General features: G+C 63.2%; 25 protein-coding genes and 1 tRNA gene. 7 read left to right on the top strand and 19 right to left on the bottom strand.

All coding sequences use genetic code 11. The features are described 5' to 3' along the window. Positions 1–37: 37 nt before the first annotated feature. From ACX3P1_RS14900 to ACX3P1_RS14855, 10 genes are all read right to left on the bottom strand, one after another. Entirely contained in the window at positions 38–1126 is a 1089-nt protein-coding gene (locus ACX3P1_RS14900) for a YeeE/YedE thiosulfate transporter family protein (protein ID WP_459080382.1), read from the bottom strand. A 245-nt stretch (positions 1127–1371) separates the two neighbouring features. Further along, a complete protein-coding gene (locus ACX3P1_RS14895) occupies positions 1372–2511 on the bottom strand; it encodes a c-type cytochrome (RefSeq protein WP_459080364.1) in 1140 nt (379 codons plus the stop codon). Then, the gene (soxC, locus tag ACX3P1_RS14890; RefSeq protein ID WP_459080363.1) at positions 2495–3769 is read right to left on the bottom strand and encodes a sulfite dehydrogenase; all 1275 of its coding nucleotides are present in this window, start codon (positions 3767–3769) and stop codon (positions 2495–2497) included. The genes ACX3P1_RS14895 and soxC overlap by 17 nt, the downstream gene beginning before the upstream one ends. Before the next feature lie 80 nt (positions 3770–3849). Next, complete coding sequence (gene soxB, locus ACX3P1_RS14885) at positions 3850–5541, bottom strand: thiosulfohydrolase SoxB (RefSeq protein WP_459080362.1); 1692 nt, start codon at positions 5539–5541, stop codon at positions 3850–3852. Between the two features lie 132 nt (positions 5542–5673). Further along, on the bottom strand, positions 5674–6528 hold the full coding sequence (gene soxA / locus ACX3P1_RS14880) for a sulfur oxidation c-type cytochrome SoxA (protein WP_459080361.1): 855 nt from the start codon (positions 6526–6528) through the stop codon (positions 5674–5676). A 60-nt stretch (positions 6529–6588) separates the two neighbouring features. Beyond that, positions 6589–6915 carry a thiosulfate oxidation carrier complex protein SoxZ gene (gene soxZ, locus ACX3P1_RS14875; RefSeq protein ID WP_459080360.1) on the bottom strand — a complete coding sequence of 109 codons (327 nt, stop codon included), beginning with the start codon at positions 6913–6915 and terminating at the stop codon, positions 6589–6591. Positions 6916–6944: 29 nt separating this feature from the next. Beyond that, the gene (gene soxY, locus ACX3P1_RS14870; RefSeq protein WP_459080359.1) at positions 6945–7400 is read right to left on the bottom strand and encodes a thiosulfate oxidation carrier protein SoxY; all 456 of its coding nucleotides are present in this window, start codon (positions 7398–7400) and stop codon (positions 6945–6947) included. Positions 7401–7423: 23 nt separating this feature from the next. Beyond that, on the bottom strand, positions 7424–7885 hold the full coding sequence (gene soxX, locus ACX3P1_RS14865) for a sulfur oxidation c-type cytochrome SoxX (RefSeq protein ID WP_459080358.1): 462 nt from the start codon (positions 7883–7885) through the stop codon (positions 7424–7426). 151 nt (positions 7886–8036) lie between these two features. Continuing rightward, complete coding sequence (locus tag ACX3P1_RS14860; RefSeq protein ID WP_459080357.1) at positions 8037–8621, bottom strand: SoxW family protein; 585 nt, start codon at positions 8619–8621, stop codon at positions 8037–8039. Between the two features lie 9 nt (positions 8622–8630). Then, the gene (locus ACX3P1_RS14855; RefSeq protein ID WP_459080356.1) at positions 8631–9365 is read right to left on the bottom strand and encodes a cytochrome c biogenesis CcdA family protein; all 735 of its coding nucleotides are present in this window, start codon (positions 9363–9365) and stop codon (positions 8631–8633) included. A 114-nt stretch (positions 9366–9479) separates the two neighbouring features. Between ACX3P1_RS14855 and ACX3P1_RS14850 the strand changes: the two genes are divergently transcribed. From ACX3P1_RS14850 to ACX3P1_RS14840, 3 genes are all read left to right on the top strand, one after another. Continuing rightward, complete coding sequence (locus tag ACX3P1_RS14850) at positions 9480–9842, top strand: transcriptional regulator (protein WP_459080355.1); 363 nt, start codon at positions 9480–9482, stop codon at positions 9840–9842. A gap of 60 nt (positions 9843–9902) precedes the next feature. Further along, positions 9903–10253: an ArsR/SmtB family transcription factor gene (locus ACX3P1_RS14845; protein ID WP_459080381.1), complete on the top strand. Its 351-nt coding sequence runs from the start codon at positions 9903–9905 to the stop codon at positions 10251–10253. Positions 10254–10341: 88 nt separating this feature from the next. After that, a complete protein-coding gene (locus ACX3P1_RS14840) occupies positions 10342–11439 on the top strand; it encodes a YeeE/YedE family protein (RefSeq protein ID WP_459080354.1) in 1098 nt (365 codons plus the stop codon). Positions 11440–11537: 98 nt separating this feature from the next. On the opposite strand, the gene ACX3P1_RS14835 is transcribed toward ACX3P1_RS14840, so the two are convergent. Beyond that, positions 11538–12479, bottom strand: coding sequence for an MBL fold metallo-hydrolase (locus tag ACX3P1_RS14835; protein WP_459080353.1), 942 nt, complete (start codon positions 12477–12479; stop codon positions 11538–11540). A 129-nt stretch (positions 12480–12608) separates the two neighbouring features. Between ACX3P1_RS14835 and ACX3P1_RS14830 the strand changes: the two genes are divergently transcribed. After that, a complete protein-coding gene (locus ACX3P1_RS14830; protein WP_459080352.1) occupies positions 12609–13079 on the top strand; it encodes a DUF302 domain-containing protein in 471 nt (156 codons plus the stop codon). 169 nt (positions 13080–13248) lie between these two features. Here ACX3P1_RS14830 and ACX3P1_RS14825 read toward each other — a convergent pair whose 3' ends face one another. The 6 genes from ACX3P1_RS14825 to ACX3P1_RS14800 all read right to left on the bottom strand — a co-directional run bounded on the left by ACX3P1_RS14825 (position 13249) and on the right by ACX3P1_RS14800 (position 18099). Further along, positions 13249–13536, bottom strand: coding sequence for a metal-sulfur cluster assembly factor (locus ACX3P1_RS14825; RefSeq protein WP_459080351.1), 288 nt, complete (start codon positions 13534–13536; stop codon positions 13249–13251). Then, the gene (locus tag ACX3P1_RS14820; protein WP_459080350.1) at positions 13533–14069 is read right to left on the bottom strand and encodes a DUF2249 domain-containing protein; all 537 of its coding nucleotides are present in this window, start codon (positions 14067–14069) and stop codon (positions 13533–13535) included. The genes ACX3P1_RS14825 and ACX3P1_RS14820 overlap by 4 nt, the downstream gene beginning before the upstream one ends. A gap of 22 nt (positions 14070–14091) precedes the next feature. Next, entirely contained in the window at positions 14092–15447 is a 1356-nt protein-coding gene (locus tag ACX3P1_RS14815; RefSeq protein ID WP_459080349.1) for a hypothetical protein, read from the bottom strand. Positions 15448–15550: 103 nt separating this feature from the next. Then, a complete protein-coding gene (locus ACX3P1_RS14810) occupies positions 15551–15793 on the bottom strand; it encodes a DUF2249 domain-containing protein (protein ID WP_459080348.1) in 243 nt (80 codons plus the stop codon). Between the two features lie 241 nt (positions 15794–16034). Beyond that, complete coding sequence (ilvD, locus tag ACX3P1_RS14805) at positions 16035–17708, bottom strand: dihydroxy-acid dehydratase (protein ID WP_459080347.1); 1674 nt, start codon at positions 17706–17708, stop codon at positions 16035–16037. Between the two features lie 19 nt (positions 17709–17727). Next, entirely contained in the window at positions 17728–18099 is a 372-nt protein-coding gene (locus tag ACX3P1_RS14800; protein WP_459080346.1) for a DUF6522 family protein, read from the bottom strand. Positions 18100–18224: 125 nt separating this feature from the next. On the opposite strand from ACX3P1_RS14800, the gene ACX3P1_RS14795 reads away from it, so the two are divergent. Together ACX3P1_RS14795 and ACX3P1_RS14790 are read left to right on the top strand one after the other, a co-directional pair. Continuing rightward, the gene (locus ACX3P1_RS14795; RefSeq protein WP_459080345.1) at positions 18225–18677 is read left to right on the top strand and encodes a hypothetical protein; all 453 of its coding nucleotides are present in this window, start codon (positions 18225–18227) and stop codon (positions 18675–18677) included. Between the two features lie 84 nt (positions 18678–18761). Beyond that, positions 18762–19190, top strand: coding sequence for an RrF2 family transcriptional regulator (locus ACX3P1_RS14790; protein ID WP_459080344.1), 429 nt, complete (start codon positions 18762–18764; stop codon positions 19188–19190). Between the two features lie 33 nt (positions 19191–19223). Here the strand turns inward: ACX3P1_RS14790 and ACX3P1_RS14785 are convergent, their stop codons facing one another. After that, positions 19224–19802, bottom strand: a complete 579-nt coding sequence (locus ACX3P1_RS14785; RefSeq protein WP_459080343.1) for an IMPACT family protein — start codon at positions 19800–19802, stop codon at positions 19224–19226. 293 nt (positions 19803–20095) lie between these two features. Between ACX3P1_RS14785 and ACX3P1_RS14780 the strand changes: the two genes are divergently transcribed. Further along, entirely contained in the window at positions 20096–21406 is a 1311-nt protein-coding gene (locus tag ACX3P1_RS14780) for a hypothetical protein (protein WP_459080342.1), read from the top strand. 195 nt (positions 21407–21601) lie between these two features. Here the strand turns inward: ACX3P1_RS14780 and ACX3P1_RS14775 are convergent. Continuing rightward, positions 21602–21675, bottom strand: a tRNA-Gly gene (locus tag ACX3P1_RS14775). Between the last annotated feature and the right edge of the window lie 19 nt (positions 21676–21694).

Genomic DNA, 21694 nt, shown 5'->3' with positions numbered 1-21694 from the left:
GGCGACCTTGGGTTGTCAGGCGGGCGCTGCGCCGCCGCTACTCGGCCGGTACCGCTGCTCCTCCAACGGTGGCGGCCTTGTTGACGCGGCCGTCGACCAGACGGTCGGCGAGCGCCGCGCCGGCCATCATCGCGGCAAGCGCCAGAAGAGAGGTGGCGGCAAGCACCGCGCCGCCGGTGAAGCCTGCGCCGATGGTGCAGCCGACCGCGAGAATGCCGCCAAATCCCATCAGCACCGAGCCTGCCGCATAGCGCAGGATCGACGGCGCGCCGGGTTCGGCGAAGGTGACGATCCGGAACTCTCGAAACAGGATCGCCGCCAGGAAAGCGCCGACCAGCGTTCCCGCCAGCAGGCCCTGATCGAGCCCGAAGCCCGACGCCGCGTCGGTTGCCAGGCTCGCGCTGGTCGCCAGCGGTCGGATGAAGGACAGGCTTTCGGCCTGGATAGGCTCGAACACCTGTAGCGAAAGCTGATAGGTGAAGTACCAGCCGCCCACCACCGTCAGGCCGACTCCGACGCCGCCCGCAACGCGCCACAGGGCAGGCCGCGCCTTGAGGGTGACAGCCAGCGCGACAATGGCGAGGACGCCGCCGATCGCCACGCCCGCGCGCTGGTCGAGACCGCCAAGGGCCAGCAGGTCGTTACCGCCGATCAGCCCGGTTCTGGCGAGAGACGAGAGCCAGTCGCGCAGCGGCACGAGAATGCCGTCATAGGTCGCCCAACTGACAAGGCCGGTGACGAGGATGCAGAATACGGCGCGCAGATTGCCCGAAGCACCAAGCACCAGCAGGCGCGACACGCAGCCGCGCGTCAGCGCCATGCCGACGCCGAAGACGAGGCCCCCGGCAAGCGCGCCCGACAAGCTCTGCGGCGTGCCGAAGAAGCGCGTGTCGACGGCGGAGAGCACGCCGCCATAGAGCAGAAACTGCACGCCGAGGATCGCAGCGGCGAAGCCGGCCGACCAGACGGCGAGCGCCTTCAAGTCGCGGCCGCGCGTGATGTCGAGAACGGCCGAGCGGGTGCAGAAAGCGCTGCGCTGGGCGAAAAAGCCGAAGAGAAGCCCAAGTACGGCACCGCCTATGGCCGCGGCCTGCGTTTCGCCAAAGGCGTCGATAAGCGGGACCATATCCACGGCAATCTCCTACGTTCCGACGCAGGATAGTCATGGCTGGCGTGCCGGGGCAGGTATGGATTTTCGAAATACGCGCCACGGCGATAAAGATAATGCCGATCCTGCCTATTTCGTGGAACGGGCTCCTATCGGCGGCGAGTTTTGGAATTTCGTTCCCGCGCGAAGCGGGCGCAAGCCCGCCCGGCTTTGCTCAAAATGAACGAGCGGACACCAATGCCGTCGCGGACCCAGCCTCGGACCTATTCGATCCCTGCGCTCGGCTTCTTGTCGTCGCCTTCCTGGACTTCCGGGGTAACATCCAGCACCTCGGCGTGCATGGTGATCCTGGCCCCCCCCGGAACGCAGTCCGTCATGCAGGGATTGTTTTTATTGGCGAGATATTCCGGTTCCTCGGCGCGATCATCGGCGATGAAATTCTGCTTGTTGGGCATCTCGATCGTACCGAAATTGGCTTTCGACAACTCGAAATCCTCATCCGTCACGATGTCGTTGAGATAGAGCACATAGGCCGTCAGCGCATAGACGTCGTCGTCCGACAGCGAGCGCGCATTGCCGAACGGCATGGCGCGGCGGATGTAGTCGTAAACCGTCGAAAGATACGGCCAGTAGGAGCCCACGCTCTTGACCGGGCGGTCGTCCTTCAAAGAACCCTGGCCGCCCGCCAGCGCCGGCCAGCGGCCGACCGCCTCGCCGAAATCACCGTGGCACGACGAACAATTCTCGTCGAAAAGCTTTTCGCCCTGGGTCACGGTGCCGTGGCCTTCCGGCAGGCCAACGCCATCCGGGCGCACGTCGATGTCCCAGGCGGCGATCTCGCCGGCGGTGGCGACGCGGCCGAGATGATAGGTTAATCCGGCGCCTTCGCCGGCTGGCGTCGCGACTACGGCGGGCTTGCCGGGTTCGGCCTCGACGCTCGCCTCTTTCGGTTCCGCCGGCGTCGTTTCAGTCTTCTTGTCCTCGGGCTTCGGCGCTGTCTCGCCCGCATCGGCCGGCTTCGAGAAGGTTGCGACATAGGCGATCACATTGTCGATGTCGGCCTGTTTTTTCAGCCCGGCGAAGGACATTTTCGTCCCCTTCACCATGCCCTTCGGGTCGTCGAGAAACTGGGCCAGCGTTTCCGCGTTCCACACCAGCCCGCCCGCGCCGGCCTTCTCCATGGCCGACGAATAGCGGTAGCCTTCGGCGGTGCCGGCCATGCGGCCGATCAGGTCGTTAAGCTCCGGCCCGACGCGGTGTTTCGCGCTTTCGCCGACGGCGTGGCAGGCTTTGCACCTTTTGAACACCTGCTCGCCGGCGGCCGGATCGCCGGCGAAAGCCGTTCCGGCCAGGCAGAACGCCGCCAGCGCGGCAGCGAGCGCGCTTTCAGGAAATCTCGACATTTTCGGCCGCTCCGTTCTTGTCCACGTACCAGGTCTGAATGCCGTTGTTGTGATAGATGGAGTTGGCGCCGCGCACTGCCCTGAGTTGCTGTTTTGTAGGCTGGACAAAGCCCTTCTCATCCATCGCGCGCGACTGCAGGAACATGTCGGACCCGTCCCAATCCATCTCATAATAGAAGCGGTGCAGCGCCATCGGCAGGCTCGGCCCGTCGATGCGGGCCGGCTTCCAGTTGCGGCCGCCATCGGTCGAGACGTCGACGCGCGCGACCGTGCCATTGCCCGACCAGGCAAGCCCCGACAGCACCAGCCGCCCCTTGCCATGGGTAATCGGCGCTTGCGGGCTGGGATTGGTGATGACCGACTTCACGTCCATCCCCCAGGTGAAATGCCGCGCCTTTCCGTTGGCCAGAAGGTCGGTGTATTTCGAGGTTTCCTCGCGCTGCTCCCAGGGTTCGTCGCCGACTTCCAGCCGGCGCAGCCATTTCACCCACATATTGCCTTCGAAGCCCGGTACCACCAGCCGCACCGGATAGCCCTGCTCGACGCGCAGCGCCTCGCCGTTCATGGCGAAGGCCACCATGCAGTCGTCCAGCGCCTTTTCCATGGGGATCGAGCGCGTCATGGCAGCCGAATCCCCGCCCTCGGCCAGCACCCATCTGCCAGCAGCCTTGACACCGGCCTCGGCCAGAATGTCCTTCAGGAGCACGCCGGTATATAGCACGCAATGCACCATGCCGTGCGTGAACTGGCAGCCGTTCAACTGCGCGCCGCGCCACTCCATGCCGGAATTGGCGGCGCATTCGAGGAAGTAGATCTTGTTCACGCGCGGGAAGCGCCGCAAATCGTCCATGGTGAAGACCAGCGGCTTTTCGACCAGCCCGTTGATCATCAGCCGGTGCTTTGCCGGATCGACCACCGCCGCGCCGCCGTGGTGGCGCTCGAAGCAGAGCCCGTTCGGGGTGATGATGCCGTCGAGCTTGTGCAGGGGCGTGAAATTGACCGAGGAGATCGGATCGGCCGTCAGCCAGGGCACGTTGCGGCGCACCGCATCCTTCTCGAAGGGCGAAGGCATGCCGTAGGGATGCGCGTCCACCCCGTCGCCGGAATAGCGGTTCCAGTCCTGGATTTGCGTGATCGCCGGATCGTCGGCGGCTAGCGCTCGGCCGGACGCCAGCCCCCCCGCAAGCGCCGCCCCGCCGGCCAGCCCGGCTTTCAGGAAGCCGCGCCGCGACTGCCCGCTCCCGCTCCGCTCCGCCATCGCCGCCTCCACATTCATAGATACATATGATTGTTTATATGTATCAGGGCGCACCTGCGCTGTCTACCGGTTGCAGCGGCTCAGCCGGCCACTTTTACCGACCGGTTTTCTTCGAGTTGGACGGTGGGATGGCGCGTCAGGTACTGCTCCACCACGTCCCAGATCGGCGGGCCTTGCGTTTCTTCGTTGACCGAGGCCCAGCCGGCCACCTGGTATTCCTTGGCGGGGTCGATCGCCTCGCCGGTTTTCAACAGCGTCATGTCGGAGATGCGGCCGCCCATCTCGCCGTTCGGGTCGATCGCGTAGCCCATGCCGCCGACGCGCACCATATCGCCGCCCTGCTGGTAATAGGGGTCCTTGTTGAAGAGGTTGTCGGCGACGTCTTCCATAATGGTCTTCAGCGTCGCGCCGGTCATGGCCGAGCGGTAGGCGGCCGGATAGGTCATGCCGCAGGCATTGTAGAGGTCCTCCACCGTGATCGTTTCGCCCGGCAGCACCGACGTGCCCCAGCGGAAGCCGGGCGAGAGCGCGATGTCGGCCTCGCGCACTTCCATGAGCGCTGCGCAGATCAGGTCGTCGAAGGTGCCATTGAAATTGCCGCGCCGGTAAAGCAGCGCCTCGGTGGTGGCCAGCTCGCGCTTGAGTTCCACCGCGTAAGGCGCACGCAGATCCGTGACCAGTTTTGTCATGTCGGCGTCAGGTGCGATCACGTCGGAAAACACCGGGATCAGGCGGTGGCGGAAGCCCTTCACCGCGCCGTCCTGCACGTCGAGATCGAGGCGGGTAATGAACTTGCCGTGCGATCCGGAGGCGATCAGCAGCGTCTTGCCGACCAGCACCGGCTCGGGCAGCGCATCATGCGTGTGGCCGGTCAGGATCACGTCGATGTCCTCGACGCGCGCGGCCAGCGAGCGGTCCACGTCGAAGCCGTTGTGCGACAGCAGCACGACGAGGTCGGCCCCCTGCTTGCGCGCCGCCGCGACGTTCTTCGCCACCTCCTCCTCGCGGATGCCGAACGACCAGTTGGGGAACATCCAGCGCGGATTGGCGATCGGCGTATAGGGGAATGCCTGGCCGATGACGGCGATCTTCACCCCGCTTTTCTCGAACATCTTGATGGCGTCGAAGGCCGGTTCGTCCCATTCGGTGTCGAAGATGTTGCCGCCGAGGAAGGAGAACGGCAGGCCGTCCACGATCTCCTTCACCCGGTCCGTGCCGTAGGTGAATTCCCAGTGGCCGGTCATGGCGTCGGGGGCGAGCGCGTTGAAGGCGTCCACCATGTCTTGCCCCTTGGTCTGGAGCGAGGTGTAGCTGCCTTGCCAGGTGTCTCCGCCGTCGAGCAGCAGCACCTTGTCGCCGCGCTCGGCGCGGATGCGCTTGACAATCGCGGCGATGCGGTCCAGCCCGCCCATCCTGCCGTAGGTCTTGGCCAGCGCCGAAAAGTCCTCGGAGGTCAGCGCATAGGCGTGCGGGCTACCCGGTTCAATATTGTAGAGTTTTAGAAAATCCGCGCCGGTGACATGCGGCGGCAGGCCGGCCACCGCGCCGACGCCGAGATTGGTCGACGGCTCGCGGAAATAGATAGGCATGAGTTGCGCATGGATGTCGGTGATGTGGACAAGCGTGACATTGCCCATCGGCTCGAAGTCGAGCAGGTCGCTTTCCTTCAGCGCTTGTGCTGCGGCCGCGCGCGACCAGCGGCCGACCAGCCCCGGCCCGGCGATCGCCGAAAGCGCGGTCGCGGCCATCAGGAATTCGCGGCGTGAGAACATGGGGCTTCCTTGTCGATTTAAGGGTATGGCGCGGGGTAAACAACGCCTTCCCCACTCCCCGTTTGCGGGGAGAGGGTGTCACCCAGTGACGGATGAGGGGGGGCAGCGTGAACTTTCGCGGGCAGGGGAGAGCTACTGCCTCACCGCCGGCGTTTCCACCGACAAGCCCGTGCCGCGCCAGGTCACATAGACCTCCAGCGCCATCAACTCGTCCGAGAACGCCTTGGGCATTTCGGCGCGCGTGTCGCGAATGCAGCCGCGCAGGCGGTTGTGCAGCGACACCATGTCGGCCTGCTTGAGCCGATAGGTCGGGAAACCGTTGGCCTGGCCCTGGCTCAGATGGTCGGCGCGGATGTGCTTGCCCATGCTGGCCTCATGGCAGGAGGCGCAGGCGAGGTTCAACTGACCGGTGCGGGTGTAGTATTCGGTTTTGCCCTTGTCCCACCAACTCTGCATGTCGCCCTGCTTGAGGTCGACCGACATCGGCGTGCCGAGAGACTGGTATTTGATGAAGGTGGTCAGCGCCTTCTGGTCGGCGGTGTCGAACTTGTAGGCTTCGGCGCCCATGTGCTCGGTGCGGCACTTGTCGATCTGCAGCTCGATATTGACCGGCCGCTTGGCATCGTCGTCCCACTTCGGGTAGTGCGCGGCGATGTCCTTCATCATCTCGGCGGCGTCATTGTGGCAGGACGCGCAGGACTTGCCCATGGTTCCGTCCACCGTGTTCCAGATATCCTGCCCGCGCTCGACATAGAGCATGCCGGGGTTGGCGAAGGAATCGGCCTCCAGCGCGCGAGTCTCGGCTTCGCGGAACAGCCAGCCGGAATAGACGGTGTCGATCGGATAGCCCTCCGGCGCCTTCGTCTTGGTGATCATCTCCTTGCCGTCGATGACCAATTGATCGTCGACCGGATCGGAATAGGCGACGGCGACAAGGCCGGTCGTGAATATCGCCGCGGCCGCGATTGCCAGCACTGTCTTGTTCAACTTGCCTTCCCTCCCCAGTTCCCTGTCAACCCGCTCCGGCAGTCGGCCGGTGCTGCCGTCTCAGCTCACTTCGATCTTCTGCTCGTCGGTGTAGATCGAGCCGTTGTCGTCCACCCAGGTGAACTTGAACGTGCCGCTCTCCGTTACCTTTGCCTTGAACTCGAAATACGGGTTGGCCGAGACAGCGGGGTCTATGTCGCAGGAAAACACCGGCGTTCCGTTGAATTCGCAAGCGAACTTGTTGATGATCTCACGCGGGATCACCTTGCCGTCCTTGTCCTTGCGCTGACCGGATTCCATCGTGTGGCTGATCAGCGTCTTGATGACGATGATCTCATCCGCCTTCGCCGTTTTCGGCACCTTGACGCGCGGTTTGGGTGTTGCCATTTGTCAATGCTCCTAAAATCTTGCCGCCGTCAGCCGCCGCAGCCGCCGATGGTGACCTTGACTTCCTTCTTGTCCATGTAGACGGAGCCGTCGGCCATCCTGGCGACGGCGATCACGTTCTGCGTCTTGGCCAGCCGCATGCGCGTTGTCGCCTCCGCGGCCCCGCTCATGGCGGTAAAGTTGAATGTCGCGACGGCCGGATTGGGATTGCCTTCGGCCAGGATGATGACCGACTGCACCATGTCGTCGCCGCTCATCACGCTGTCGACGCTGACCGAGATCGGCACCGTGTTGCCGTTCTCCGCGATTTCCGGCGCGGTAAGCGTGAGCTTGCCTGTTTCCGGCGTCTTGCCGCCTGCGAAGTCGGCGATCGCCTTGGCTGTGGCCTCGGGCGTCGCGCTGGCGGGATCAACCCGCGCGCCCGCGAGGACGAACGCCGCCGCGCCCGCCGAAACCGCCAATGCCTGCCGTCTGTTCAAATTCATGTCCGTCTCCCGCGCTTGCCGCGCTAGTCCTTCAACGTCGCCACATAGGCGACCACGTCCTCGACCTGCTCGGCGGTCAAAATGGTCTTGCCGACGAGATCCTTGCTAACGTTCACGCCGACATTGAGCGAATAGAAGCCCGGCATCACCGTATCGGGGCCGAACACATGCTTGGAATCGGTGACGATGGCGCGAAGTTCTTCCGGCTTCCAGCGACTTCCCGCGCCGTCCAGGGACGGACCGAGATCGCCGTGAAAGAGTTCCTTGTTCAGCGCGCTTACCTGGTGGCAGGCGAGGCAGTTGCCGAGTTTGCGGCTGACGAGAACTTCCGCGCCCTTGGCGGCGTCGCCGGGCTTACCGGTCAGCGACTGAGAAACCGCATTGTCGACGAACTTCACGTCGTTCGGTGCCGCGTCGGCGGCCCAGGCCGCGCCCGCCAGCATCGACAGGGTCGCTGCGACGACAATAACCTTCCCCGCTTGCATAACGGCAGTCCCTCCCATGTCGCGTTCAATATTTTTGCGGAACCGCGCGCGGTTCCATCCCTCCGGTTCGCAAGATAAACGCCGACCGGGAAAGGTCAATCGAAAAATATGAATTTCTGCATATATGCCGACCGACCGGGCCGGCGGAAGGCTATTCCGCGTCCAGCTTGCCGGCGGCGCGTGCCTCGGCGATGTGGCGCGAGTGATAGATCTGGAACGGCTCGTCTGTCTCATAGCCCTTCTCGCGCACCCATTTGAACATGTCGAGGAAGGTCCATTTGCCGAAGGCGCCGGGCATGACCGCAACCGCCGCCTGCGCGACCGACTTGTCTTGCGGCGCGTCCTCCGGCAGGAACACGATGGTCGGCGTGAACAGATAGCCCCATTTGCGCGTGGCCGTCTTTTCGGTCAGCACCGCGCCGTCCGTATCGGTGACCTCCTCGTCGCCGAACATATTGTATTGCACGACCATGTAGTTGGCCTTGATGTAGTCGCGCACCTCCGGATCGCTCAACAGCTTTTCGTGCATCTGCCTGCAATAGATGCAACCGCGCTGTTCGATGACGATGGCGAGCCGCTTGCCCTGCGACTTTGCCTGCGCGATGTCCTCGCCTACGTCGCGGAAGGTCAGGCTGAACCAGTCCTCCTTGTGCAGGCCGTCGTCGCCCGTTTCGGCAAAGGCCGGGGCGGTGCCGACGATCAGGAGCGCGAGAAGGGCGAATGCGGCTTTGAGCATGACGAAATCCTATCCGATCGACTGGAATATGGGGAATGTTTCGAGCAGCCAGTAGGATATCACAGACATCTTTCCGGTCACGAACAGGATGCCGGTTATCACCAGCAGCCCGCCCATCGCCTTCTCGACCTTCTCCATGTGACGCCTGAATCCCGTCGCCCAGCGCAGGAACGGGCCGGCGAAAGCGGCTGCCAGAAGGAACGGGATGCCGATGCCGAGCGAATAGACGGCGAGCAGCATCGCGCCCTTGGCCGCCGTGCCGGCCGAACCCGCCACGAACAGGATCGCTGCCAGCACCGGCCCCACGCACGGCGTCCAGCCGAAGGCGAAGGCAAGGCCCACCACATAGGCCCCAACCAGCCCGACCGGCTTGCGCGCGACCTGAACCCTCGCTTCGCGAAACAGCAGCGCGATGCGGAACACGCCCATGAAATGCAGCCCCATGACGATGAGGACGACGCCGGCGATGATGGACAGCGTATCGAAATACTGCGCGACCGCCTTGCCGACGAAGCTTGCGGTTGCACCCAGCGCGACGAAGACCGTGGTGAAGCCTAGCACGAAGGCCAGCGCGGAAAGCAGAATCTTTTGCCGCTGCGCAGAGGCCTGCTTGTCGGCCTTGAGCTGGTCGAAGCTTACCCCCGCCAGCCATGCCAGATAGGGCGGCACGATCGGCAGCACGCAAGGCGATACGAAGGACAGCAGACCGGCCAGGAAGGCGCCGCCAATGGTGACGTTGAGCATTTTTCTTCCCCGCGGTCCGGCGCGCTTTCCCCATATCTCAAGCGCGCACTGCAATGGGCTACCAAGATATTCAGAAATGACTATATATTGCAATCGACAAACTGGTTCCCTGCCGTGCGCGCACTCAAACTTGTCATCTGCTGGTTCGCTTTCATGGCCCTGCCGGGCATCGCCGGCGCGGCCGAAATGCTCATGCTGGTCCAGCCCGGCTGCCCGTGGTGCGCGCGTTTCGACGCCGAAATAGCGCCGACCTGGCCGAACACGCCGGAGGGGATGCGCGCGCCGCTGCGGCGCGTCGACATCACCGCCCCCTGGCCGGAGGAACTTGCGGGCATTTCGGCCGAACGTTTCACCCCCACCTTCATCCTGCTGGACGAGGGCAGGGAGGTCGCCCGCCTCAGAGGCTATCCGGGTGACCAATTCTTCTGGTATCTTGTCAACGACATGCTCGCCAAGCTGCCGCCAGGCAATGGATAGGCCCCTGCCAATGCCGTCATGGACCGACACGATTTTTACCCGAACAGTGGCCGCGCCATGCTGAACCTGCCGAAACTCAGTCCCGACCAATCGCAGGAGGAATTCGACCTCCTGCTGGCGCAGGCGCGCAAGGCCAGCGACCTTCTGAAGGCGCTGTCGCATGAAAGCCGGCTGCTCATCCTGTGCATCCTGTCGGAGGGCGAAAAATCGGTGACGGACCTCGAAAACATCATGCGCCTGCCACAGGCGGCGGTGTCGCAGCAATTGGCCCGGCTGCGCTTCGACGGGCTGGTCAAGACCAGGCGTGACGGCAGGGTGATCTACTATTCGATCGCCGGCGCGGAGGTTTCGGCCATTATCGGGTCGCTCTACCAGCTGTTCTGCGCGCCGGTGCGCGGCGAATTGGGCTAGAGCATGTCGAGAAAACAAGGACCAAAAGCGCGGCAAGCGACTATGAAAAATCGCGACGGGCTTTAGGACGCACCACGGGGAGGAAGCCTTGGAATTCATCGCCTCGTCTTGGTTCCTCCCGCTCGCCGGGCTTGTGGCCGGAATTTGCATGGGCTTCGTCGCGCGCTGGCAGCACTTTTGCACCATGAGCGCGCTGGAGCGGCACTGGCACGCCGACGACAGTTCGGGCGTGCGCACCTGGGTGCTTGCGGCGGCGGTTGCATTGGTCGCGACCCAGGCGCTGCAACTTGCCGGCCTCGCCGACACAAGCGCCAGCTTCTACCTGTCGCCAAACCTTGCCTGGACGGGCGCGATCATCGGCGGCCTAGGCTTCGGCTTCGGCATGGCGCTGGCGGGAACCTGCGGCTTCGGCGCGCTGGTGCGGCTTGGCGGCGGCAGCCTGCGCTCGCTGGTGGTGCTGACCGTTCTCGGCCTGTCGGCGCTGTCGGCGCAGCGCGGTCTTGTCGCGCAGGGACGGGTCGAAATCGTCGACCGTCTGGCGGCCGACCTTTCCTTCGCCGGCGACCAGTCGCTCGGGTCAATCCTGTCAAACCTTGCCCGCGTCGACATGCGCCTGGTGGTCGCAGCAGTGGTCGCCGTGGCGATGCTGGCATGGGTGTTTGCGGCGCGCTCCTACCGCGCCCGGACGGGCCTGATCGCGACCGGAACGACAATCGGCCTGGTGATCGCGTTCGGCTGGCTGGCGACGACACTGGCGAGCCGCCATTCCTTCAATCCGGTACAGATCGAATCAGCCTCCTTCGTCGCCCCGGTCGCCGATTCCATCCTGCAGATTGTCGCCTTCACCGGCGTTCTGCCGGACTACGGGGTTGGCCTCGTCGTCGGCGTCATTCTCGGCGCGGCGCTGTGCGCGTGGCGCCGCCGCGACATCCGCTGGGAAGCCTGCGACGATGCCCGCGAACTCGGCCGCCATCTGGTCGGTGGCTTCCTGATGGGCGCGGGCGGCATCTTCGCCATGGGCTGCACCATCGGCCAGGGCATCAGCGCGGTGTCGGTGCTGGCCGTCTCCGCGCCACTCGCCATGGCCTCCATCGTGCTCGGCGCGCGCATGGGCCTCGCCTATCTGCTGGAAGGCTCGCCCTTTGCCGCCTTCGGCGGCCTGGCGGCGCGGTTCAGGAATTCCTGAAGCCCGTCGAGATTTTTCAAATTCTTGCCGAGCTTCAGGTCCTTGTTTTCTCGCATGTCTTTACCCCGAAACCGGTTCCCACTTTCGGGAGACATGCTTTAACCCGCGACAAACCGGTAAGCGCCGCCGCCGCGTTCCACCATGCCCGTCGCCGGATGCGGGAAATGATAGCCGACGACGCGCGAGCGGTCTCCGGCCAGCCGGTCGAGCAGCGCCTTTCGTGTTTCGATCGCGAGTGTCGGGTCCTGGTCGGCGCCGGCCGGCCATTCGGGATGCGCGAACGAGACGATCGATTGGGTGATCGCGTCGCCGATGACGACAAGCTGGTCGGCCCCGCTATGGACGATGTAACTCATATGGCCGGGCGTATGGCCGGGCGTCGATACGGCCTCGACGCCGGGCAGAACCTCGGCTCCGGCCTTCAGGAAAGTCAGCCGGTCGCGGATTGCCTCGAAGCGGGATTGGGCGCCGACGACGAAGGTTTGCCGGTCGGCGGGAACCGTCTGCAGCGCGTCCGGCGACGACCAGAAATCATGTTCCTCCTGGCCGATGTGATAGCTTGCATTGGCGAAAACCAGCTCGTCGAAATCGTCGGTTACGCCCCAGATATGGTCTGGATGCGCATGGGTGAAGACGACATCGGTGACGTCGGCCGGGTCTATTCCCGCCTCGGCGAGATTGGCGACGAGCCGGCCGGCGGTGGCCATGAAATTCGGCCCGGAACCGGCGTCGAAGACGGCGACGCGGTCGCCGCGTTTCAGGATCGTCACGTTGCAGTCCGGCCGCAAGGTGTCCGTCGGCATGGCGTTGTCGGCAAGCAGGCGGACAAGTTCCGGTTGCGGCGCGTCGCCGTAGGAATAGCTCATCGGCAAGGTCAGCGTGCCGTCATTGACGGTGACGATTTCCGCGTCGCCCAGCGTCAGCCGGCCGACGGCCAGCGCCCGGCCGGCAAATGCCAGCGATGCGGCCGCCGCGCCCGCCAGCTTGAGCACGTCCCTGCGCCCGAAGGCGCGCCTGAATTGCGTCTGACGATTTTTCATAGGCGCTCCTCTCGGCCGCGACCGTTAAAACAGGCGGCGTACGATATTAGGTCTAAACATAGCGACTCTTCTATGTATAATCGCGAGACCGGTGCCAAAAGCAAGCCGGGCAGTGCTTAGGAGGACGAAATGACCAGACTGAGGATCGCGGCCCTTGCCGCCACCGTGTTTGCCGGTTCGTTGCTCGGACTTGCCGGTGCTGCCAATGCCGATGAACTGGTCACGACCTATGAGACGGACGTCCCCTTCGCCGATGTGACGGCGGACATTCAGGACGCCATCATCAATCGCGGCTACAATGTCGATTATCACGGCCATATCGGCGAGATGCTGAAGCGCACTGCCGGCGATGTCGGCGCGGCCAAGGCGCTCTACAAGAACGCCGAGTTCATGCAGTTCTGTTCGGCGGTGGTCTCGCGCGCGGTGATGGAGGCCGATATCGGCAACATCGCCTTTTGTCCCTACATCGTCTTCGCCTATGAGGCGCAAGCCAAGCCCGGCACGGTCGTGGTCGGCTTCCGCCGCCTGCCCAAGGGCGATGGCCGCGACCAAGTCAACGACCTGCTGGACGGCATCGTCAAGGAAGGGGCAGGCCAGTAGGTTCGTTGCGACGAACTTTCGGACGGCCGCACCCGCGTTGACGAGCCTGTGTGAACCGCCAACCCCTCATGAGTTTGCCATGCGGCGAATATGGCCGCTCATGCTTGGTCAGACGGGCGCGTCAACCGGTGCAACAGAACGTCGAAGCGGCGCGCTGTCCACGGCTCGCTCAGCCGCAATGCGACATAGGCGCGGCCGGCGAGCCGGCAAGCGCGATCGACGTTTCCGCTGGCCGCCAAGGCCGCGACGCTTCGCGGGCGCCGTTCTTGAGATATTCGGTCGTCGGGCATCCGCGCGTGGTCGTCGTCATGACGATATTGGCGACGCCGCCATCCTGCACCGCGACATAGTAAACCAGGCCCAGTTCGATGATGTTGTCGCCAAGCTCGGGATCGATCACCAGGCGCAGCGCTTCCCTGATCTGGTCGGTGAGGCTGTCGGTTGCCTCCACGGTCATTTGGCCACTGCCTCCGTCGCCCCGATCCGGACAAGAAGCTTGTAGCTCGTCGCGTCGGGTTCGAAACCGCCGTGCCATTCATGGCCGCGCTTGGCGAGTTCGGGCAGCAGAAAGATCGGCTCGCGACACAACAGCGCCGACAGGACTTCTCCCTGTTTCATCGCCTCGACCGCCGCCAGAATGCGCACCATCGGCTCCGGCGGGTCGAGATCCCGGTTGTCGAGGTGGCGGGCGGGTTCGGGCCAATGGCCGCTATCGGAAGCTTCGGCGGAGACCGGTGGTGTGTCGGCTGGCTTGGTCTGATTTGTGGGCGTGAACAGGACTTCCCAATCCCCGCCGCCGATCTCCCGCGATTCATGCGAAAAGCCCTTGGAGCCCAGCACCTGAAACAGCGGCACCGGCTTGAATGTCGCCAGAAGCCGCAGACCTTGACCGGGCGAAAGCGCCGAGGCCGCCGCCATGATCTGGCCGAAAGGTTCTTCGCCCGCCTTCAGCGCGGGGCGGACATCGAGATCCACGAATGTCGTCGTCATGGTTGCGTCATCCTCTTTCACATCATGGTTTGCTTGCAAAGGAATACAGCAGCGCCGGCCTGGGCGCCTCGTTGGCCAGACGGCTTTCCGCCTTCACGTCGGCGAGCATGCGGGCGCGCACGAATTGCACGACGATCCCCAGCGCCGCGACCAGAATAACGCCAACGGCAAGCTGGAACGCCAGCGGCTGCCCACACAGAAGGGCAATGGTGCCGGACCAGACGGCCAGGAAATAAAGGTAGAACCACTTTCGCGCCCGCTTCTCCACCACAAGGTCCTGGACGCGTGGCGTCGGCTTCTTGCCGAGGATCGGCCCGTAGCATTCCAGCCAGGTCATGAACGGTATGATCTTGTAAAGTTTGGCCAGCCCCAGCCCCGACAGCCAGCCGAAAGCGATCAGGAAGACGAGCGCGCCGACCTGTTGTTGAAGGCTGTTCAGAACCAGCAGGACGATTGCGAGCAGGACAGCAAGGCCAAGCGAAGCGAAAGCCAGCACGGCCATCCGGGCGTTCAGCTCGATGACGCGCCGCCTGCGCTGGCGATAGAGGCTGAGCATATCCCGGCCATAGAGCGCCAACGCCCCGAGCGCCGGCACGCCGGCGACAAGCAGGAAGGCGTTGCGGTTCCAGCCGAGGCAAATGGCGGCAATTCCGCCAAGAATGGCGATGGCGAGCGCACCCGTTCCAAGATGCAGCGCCGCGCGGCTGCCCCGCCGGTCAAGCTCCGGCGCCAGCATGAACATGGCCAGCAGGCGGTAGCTGACGCCCATCGCCGCGAAGGTGAGCCAGCCGCCAAGGCCGGCAATTGCGTGAACCGGTACGCCTGACACGGCAAGATCGACCAGGTGCGGTGCGACCGGCATGCCGCCGCGTACCAGTGCAAAGACGATGCCAAGGGCCGCAGTCAGCGCTACGCTGACCAGCGCGATGCCGACGAACCGCGCCGGCAAGGGCAGCGGCCGGGCCACTATCAGCGTATGCGCGAGGCTCCACAAGACAAGCGCGAAGCCGCAACCCAAAAGCGCTGCGGCGATGGGAAACAGGGGCAGCGCCGTATCGATCGTTCCGCCGAGCCACAGAAAACCGCAAAGCAGCGCGGCAAGCCCGCAAAGCAGACAGGCGAGCGCCGGCAGGGGAAGTCGGTCGTAGATGAGCGGACGGGCGATCAGGACCGGCACGAACTGGAACATCGCACCGCACATGAGCAGGCTCAACCAGCCGATCGCGACAAGGTGCACGACGACGAGCGTTTCGGGCGCGTCGATGGGTGCGTGGGGGAAGCCAAAACCCGCCGCCATCAGGCTCAAGGCGGCGATGAGAGAAACGACCGCCGCGGCGAAGTAAGACATTGTCCAGCGGGACAGCGAGACGCCGTTCAACGGAGGTTCTCCTTGGGTTGGGGCTTGGGACCGATCGACATTCGGCAATCGGAGCGCTGCTGAGCGTGCGCCGCCGTTTCGGCACGCCCGCTCGGCGGCGCTTTCAGGCGGCGAGCTTGCCTATCGCGACCCGCCACACCTGCGGACCGCGCTCCAGATAGGTCCATGAGAACTGCTTCGGATGCTCGGCCTCCAGCTGATAGTAAAGCGGCTTCGGATCGTGGTCGTTCACCAGAGTGAAAGACGCTCCCGCCGCGAGGTCGTCGACGAGCTGGAAGATTTTGGCGTGGCGCTGCGCCGGCACCAGCATGCGCACATCGACAATGGTTTCGGTGGCATCGGACATGGGTTTGCTCCTTGATTTAGGTCGGCCAGAATCCTTCGTAGGCGCGGCCCAGATCGGATTGCTCACACGAGAAAGGACGTTGGAAAAAGCTCTACAGGGCCAGCCGGTGGCTGGTGATTTTGTCTACGCCTCAAAAGAGGTATCGTCAATGTATGTTTTAAGAGAAGCGACGGTCCTGCCTGAAAATAGTACGGCGCGGTCCGGAAGATAGAGGCCGGTCCGGCCGTCGGGCAGGGTGGGCCTAGCCGGTGATGGCGCCCTCGTTGGCCGGGCGAGCCAGCGCGGAAAATTTGGCCAGAACCCCTCGCTTGTAGCGCGGTTCCGGCTGCACCCATGCCGCCCGCCGGCGGGCGATCTCGGCTTCGTCTACGTCCAGTTGCAGCAGGAGCCTGTGCGCGTCGATGGTGATCTGATCGCCCTCCTCGACCAGCGCTATCGTACCGCCCTCATAGCCCTCCGGCGCGACATGGCCGACCACCATGCCCCAGGTGCCCCCGGAAAAGCGCCCGTCGGTGATGAGGCCGACGCTTTCGCCGAGGCCGCGCCCGACCAGCGCGGAGGTGGGCGCAAGCATCTCCGGCATGCCCGGTCCGCCTTTCGGCCCGAGATAGCGCAGAACCAGCACATCGCCCGGCCTGATCCTGTCGGCAAGGATCGCCTCCATCGCCGATTGCTCGTCGTCGAAGACGCGCGCCGGGCCGGTGATCACCGGGTTTTTCAGGCCGGTAATCTTGGCGACCGCGCCATCCTTGGCAAGGTTGCCTTTCAGGATGGCGAGATGACCTTCGCGGTATAGCGCTTCCGAGATCGGCTTGATGACATGCTGATCCGCGCGCGGTACGTCGGGCACGTCGGCCAGTTCCTCGGCCAGCGTGCGGCCGGTGATGGTTATACAGCCGCCGTGCAGCAGTCCGGCGTCGAGCAACAGCTTCAGCACCTGCGGGATGCCGCCGGCCCGGTGCAGGTCGACCGCCATGTATTTGCCGGACGGCTTCAGGTCGCACAACACCGGCGCCTTGCGGCGCACGCGCTCGAAATCGTCCAGCGTCCATTCGATTTCGGCGGCATGCGCGATGGCGAGATAATGCAGCACTGCGTTGGTCGAGCCGCCGATCGCCATGATCAGCGCCACCGCATTCTCGATGCTTTCGCGGGTGACGATATCGCGCGGCTTGATGTTCTTCTTCACCGCCTCGACCAGTACGCGGCCGGATTCGGCGGCACTTTCGAGCTTCTCATGGTCGGGGCTGGCCATGGTCGAGGAATACATGAGCGACATGCCGAGCGCCTCGAACGAGGAACTCATCGTGTTGGCGGTATACATGCCGCCGCACGAGCCGGTGGAGGGACAGGCGTTGCGCTCGATGCCATCGAAATCTTCCTTGCTCATCGTGCCGGCCATGAAAGCGCCGACCGCCTCGAACGACGAGACGATGGACAGGTCCTGCCCTTTCCAGCGGCCGGGCTTGATGGTGCCGCCATAGACGTAGATGGCCGGCGCGTTGGCGCGCAACATGCCGATCATGCCGCCCGGCATGTTCTTGTCGCAGCCGCCCAGCACCAGAACGCCGTCCATCCACTGGCCCTGCACTGAAAGCTCGACGCAGTCGGCGATAACCTCACGCGACACAAGCGAATATTTCATGCCTTCGGTGCCCATCGACATGCCGTCCGAAATGGTCGGCGTGCCGAACACCTGCGGGTTCGCGCCCGCGTCCCTGATGGCGGCGATGGCCGCATCGGCGAGCGGCTGCAGGCCGGCATTGCAGGGCGTGATGGTGGAGTAGCCGTTGGCGATGCCGATCATCGGCTTGTCGAAATCGGCCTCCTCGTAGCCGAGCGCGTAATACATGGCCCGGTTGGGCGAGCGTGCCACGCCTTGCGTGATGTGTTTGGAACGTTCGTTGAAAGGCATGACGGATCCTCGTTTTGCGTCAGGGCATGAACCGGCCAGGCCGCTCAGCTACCCACGCTGTGCAATTGCCGCCGAAATCGATGACCGAGCGGCGAAGGACATTGCCCTTGCCGTCGATTGTGAGGCGTGCGCGGCGATTTTGAAAGAAAAAGCTCAGGCGGTATTCGCCTTCATGGTCGTCGATGCCGCGTTCGCAGATCGACGTGATGGCCTTGCTCCGCATCAGTTCGGGAACATCCTGCGGGGCAAGTTTCAGCAGGCTTGCGACAAGCGTCGCGTCCACGACGATGTCTTCGGTGGCGAATTCTATCGTCGCGCCGGGTGCAGCAGTTACTGGCGACGGCATCGGGCTAGCGTCCTCGACCGTTTTCAGGCGAACGTTCGGTGCCATCGTTTTATCCTCCTGTAAGACCTCGACAATCGTCGGCAACCGCGCTCCGGCCATCGAGGGTTCCTTGCGTGCCTCCATAAAAAGATATATTTAACATACATATTATTATCGGCAAGGAAATTGCAATGGCGGATCGGGTCGACAAGCGCGGTCGTTTGGTGCTCGAATTGGTGGTGGCCATGCTGTGGATCGGTCTCCTGCTCGGCGTCTCGTTTCTGGCGACGCCGGCGAAATTCCTGGCGCCCAGCCTGTTGCTCGCCGTTGCGCTCGACGTCGGACGTCAAACCTTCGGCGTCTTCAACAAGGTCGAATGGGCGCTGGCCATCCTGTTGCTTGCTCTTGTCGTGAGCGGGCCAAGAGCATGGCTTTCGCTTGCCGTCGCGGTCGTCGTGGCCGCCATGGTCGTGGTCGAAACGATTTGGCTGCTGCCGGTTCTCGACCAGCGCGTCGGCTTGATCATCACCGGGCAGCAGCCGCCCGAATCCAGCTTGCATGTCGTCTATATCGCGCTGCAAATCGTCAAGCTGGCGGTGCTTTGCGTGCTGGCTGCAGCGGCGGCGCGCCGCCTTGCGCGTTGAGCGAGGCATGTTTGATCGGAGCGCGACCTGCCGTTATTGGCTATGGTCTATTGTCGAGCAGCACCCGTTGCCAAGGAATTCAAGATGCGATTGACCGATTTTTCAGACTACGCGCTGCGTCTGCTGATGTATGCCGGCGCACGGGGCGACAGGCTGGTCACGATCGAGGAGACTGCGAAACTCTACGGAATTTCGCGCGCCCACTTGATGAAGGTCGCCAATCAATTGACGCGCGGGGGCTTTTTGAGGGCAGTGCGCGGCCGCTCTGGCGGCCTTACTTTGGCGATGGCGCCGGAGAGGATTTGCCTGGGCGACGTCTTGCGGGCGACCGAGCCGGATTTCGCGCTGGTCGAATGTTTCCGCAGCGACGACCGCTGCCTCATCTCGCCGCGCTGCCGCCTGCGCGGCGTTCTATCAGAGGCGCTTGCGGCCTTCACGGCCACGGTCGACCGCTATACGCTGGCGGACCTTATGCTCAGTCCTGAAGAGTTCGGCATTTTGCCGGCGGCATAGCCCGACTGTCGATTGGCCGCGAAGTCTGGTGCCCTACAAGACCCGCGCGCGACCGCTGGTAAGATCGACGATCATTTTTAAGATGGACGAGGCCTCGGCTTCGGGGAGCGCAACCGTCAGTTCCGCGCCGCTCGCGACGAAATTCTCGGATAGAATCCGGACATCGGGCAAGGTCGATAGCCGTGCCTGGACCATTGCCAGATCGGAAAATCCACACATGAACGACGTGTCGACGGTCACGACGATCGGGATTTTTTGGGCGGCCCGCAGGCAAGCCGCAGCGGTTCCACCATAGGCGCGCATGAGCCCGCCGCTACCGAGCAGGATGCCTCCGAACCAGCGCGTGACCACGACGGCGAGATTGTCGAGCGACTGACCGTCCAGCGCCTGCAAAATGGGCTTGCCAGCGGTGCCTCCTGGCTCTCCGTCATCGCTGAAGCGGTAGTTCTGGCCGACACGCCATGCCCAGCAATTGTGGTTCGCCGCCGGATCCGAGTGTGCGGCCACGAACTGCTTTGCGGTCTCTTCGCTCGACACAGGTCCGGCAACCGCCAGGAACCGGCTTTTCTTGACCTCTTGCCTGAACGTCGCAAGCGCCTCAATGGTGAACATGACGCCCCTTTCATCCCATGAGCACCCCGGCATACCAACAGTCTCGTGCCAGGAAAAGTATGCCTGTGAGGCATCCGGTAGCATCGCTGAATTTATGAGTGTGAAGAGAATCGACCTTACTCGCCAATACTAATTTTCAGATTTAGGAAAAATAGCATAAATTTGAACGATCATATTAACTACGACATTAAACATCCCTGTGAAATAAAGATTACATGCTTTACACAACGTAAACAGTTCGACGAGAGATGTGATGAAAGCTCCCGTTAATTGAGTAGAGCGGAGGCAGTTGCATGTTCGGCATGACGAAATACAAAGCCACGGTATCCCACGAAGAAATTCGAGTTCCAGAGATGGAATTTGCCAGCTTCGAAGACGAGCTGGAAGATGTACTGGAGGATAATGTTACGGAAGAACTGCCCGGTGACTGGGAACGCATTCCCGATCTGGAACCGGCTGGAGACGACGTGACGGATGCAGCCCCGACTGAACCAAAACATACCTCCATCACCCAGGCCAGCCTTGCCGCACTTGCCGCTTTCGAGGGCGAGATGCGCGCTTCCGCCTCAGGCCTGGAAGTCCTCGACACGACGCTGGCCGCCATAGGGGCCGCTCACGTGACAGCGAACCGCCTTCTCGGCAGCCTGCGGTCAGGCGTTCTCAGGGCGAATGATTTCGAAGAGGCGAACGACGCCTTTTCGAGCGAAAATCGTCGCCTGTCGGAACAACTCGAACAGGCAAAACACGCGCAAAGCCAGTTGGAAAGCGCGGAGGAAGCCAGCAAGCGCCGGATAGAACTTCTGATCAAGGACTATGACGACGTGAAAATTGCGCTCGGCCGATCCCAGATCGAAGCCGTTGAGATACGCGACGCACTTGCGCAGGCAGACAGCGAGAAGACGACGCTCATCTACGAACTCGCCACAAAGACAACCACGGTCGACCGCTATGCCCGCGAAAACGAGTTGCTGCGTCAGAAATGCGTGAACCAGCAAATCAGCTTGGCGGCGGTCGAGCAGCGTTATTCCGAACTCGAGATGAAACTCAACGAAACCACCGCGATTCGTAAAGCCGAAGCAGCCGAAATGGCGGATTTGCGCATGCGCCACGACAACACCGAGAAAGAATGTCGGCGCCTGCAGAAGCAGTCCGAGCACTCCCAGGTGCGGTTGGCTGAAGGCCAGGAGCGCATGATGACCCTGGAAGCCGATCTCGAAGAAGTACAGAACCGCCACGTAGCTACGAACGAGCGCTTCAGGGCGGAGGCCGAAGTCATGAAGGCTAAGCTCGAAACCGCAGTCAGGAGGAACATCGCGGAGGCCGGCGAGGTCGCCGCGCTGAAACAGCAACTCGGAAGTGCGGTGGCAGCGACGGGCGTGGCGGAAGCGCAGTTGGCGTGCGCAAACGGCCAGATCGCCTCCAGGCAGCCGAAAGACGGCCGCGAAGATGGTCCCCGAACCTCGAGCGTGATCGGGATCACGTCATATGGCCGTGAGCGCCAGGAAAAGAAGATCAAGGCACTGGCGGAACCAAGCCGGCTGAACGGTGACGGCGCAAGGCCGGGCCGGAGCCGACAAAAAGCACTGGTTGCCGTTTCAAAATGATCGGCGCGCTTCCGGCGAGCCTTCGAGCCGGAAGCCCCACTCTGCAAATGAAGACCCGTACCTTGGCTCGACCGCATCCCCGGTGATTCCGGTAAGGTGCGGATCGCACGGTTCGATCGATAGAGCGAATCAGCAAGCTTGATCGGGCCAGAAAGTGAATGCGCCCTGTGAAAACGCGCACTTTTCGAGTGCGGCTGGAGCGGGTAGCGGGAATCGAACCCGCGCGTTCAGCTTGGGAAGCTGACAAGCTACCATTACATCATACCCGCGCAGCAGCCTCGTTATCAT

This window comes from Mesorhizobium sp. A623 (assembly GCF_054489405.1).
Note: the sequence above shows the minus strand (reverse complement) of the source record. Positions and strands in the feature narration are given on the sequence as shown.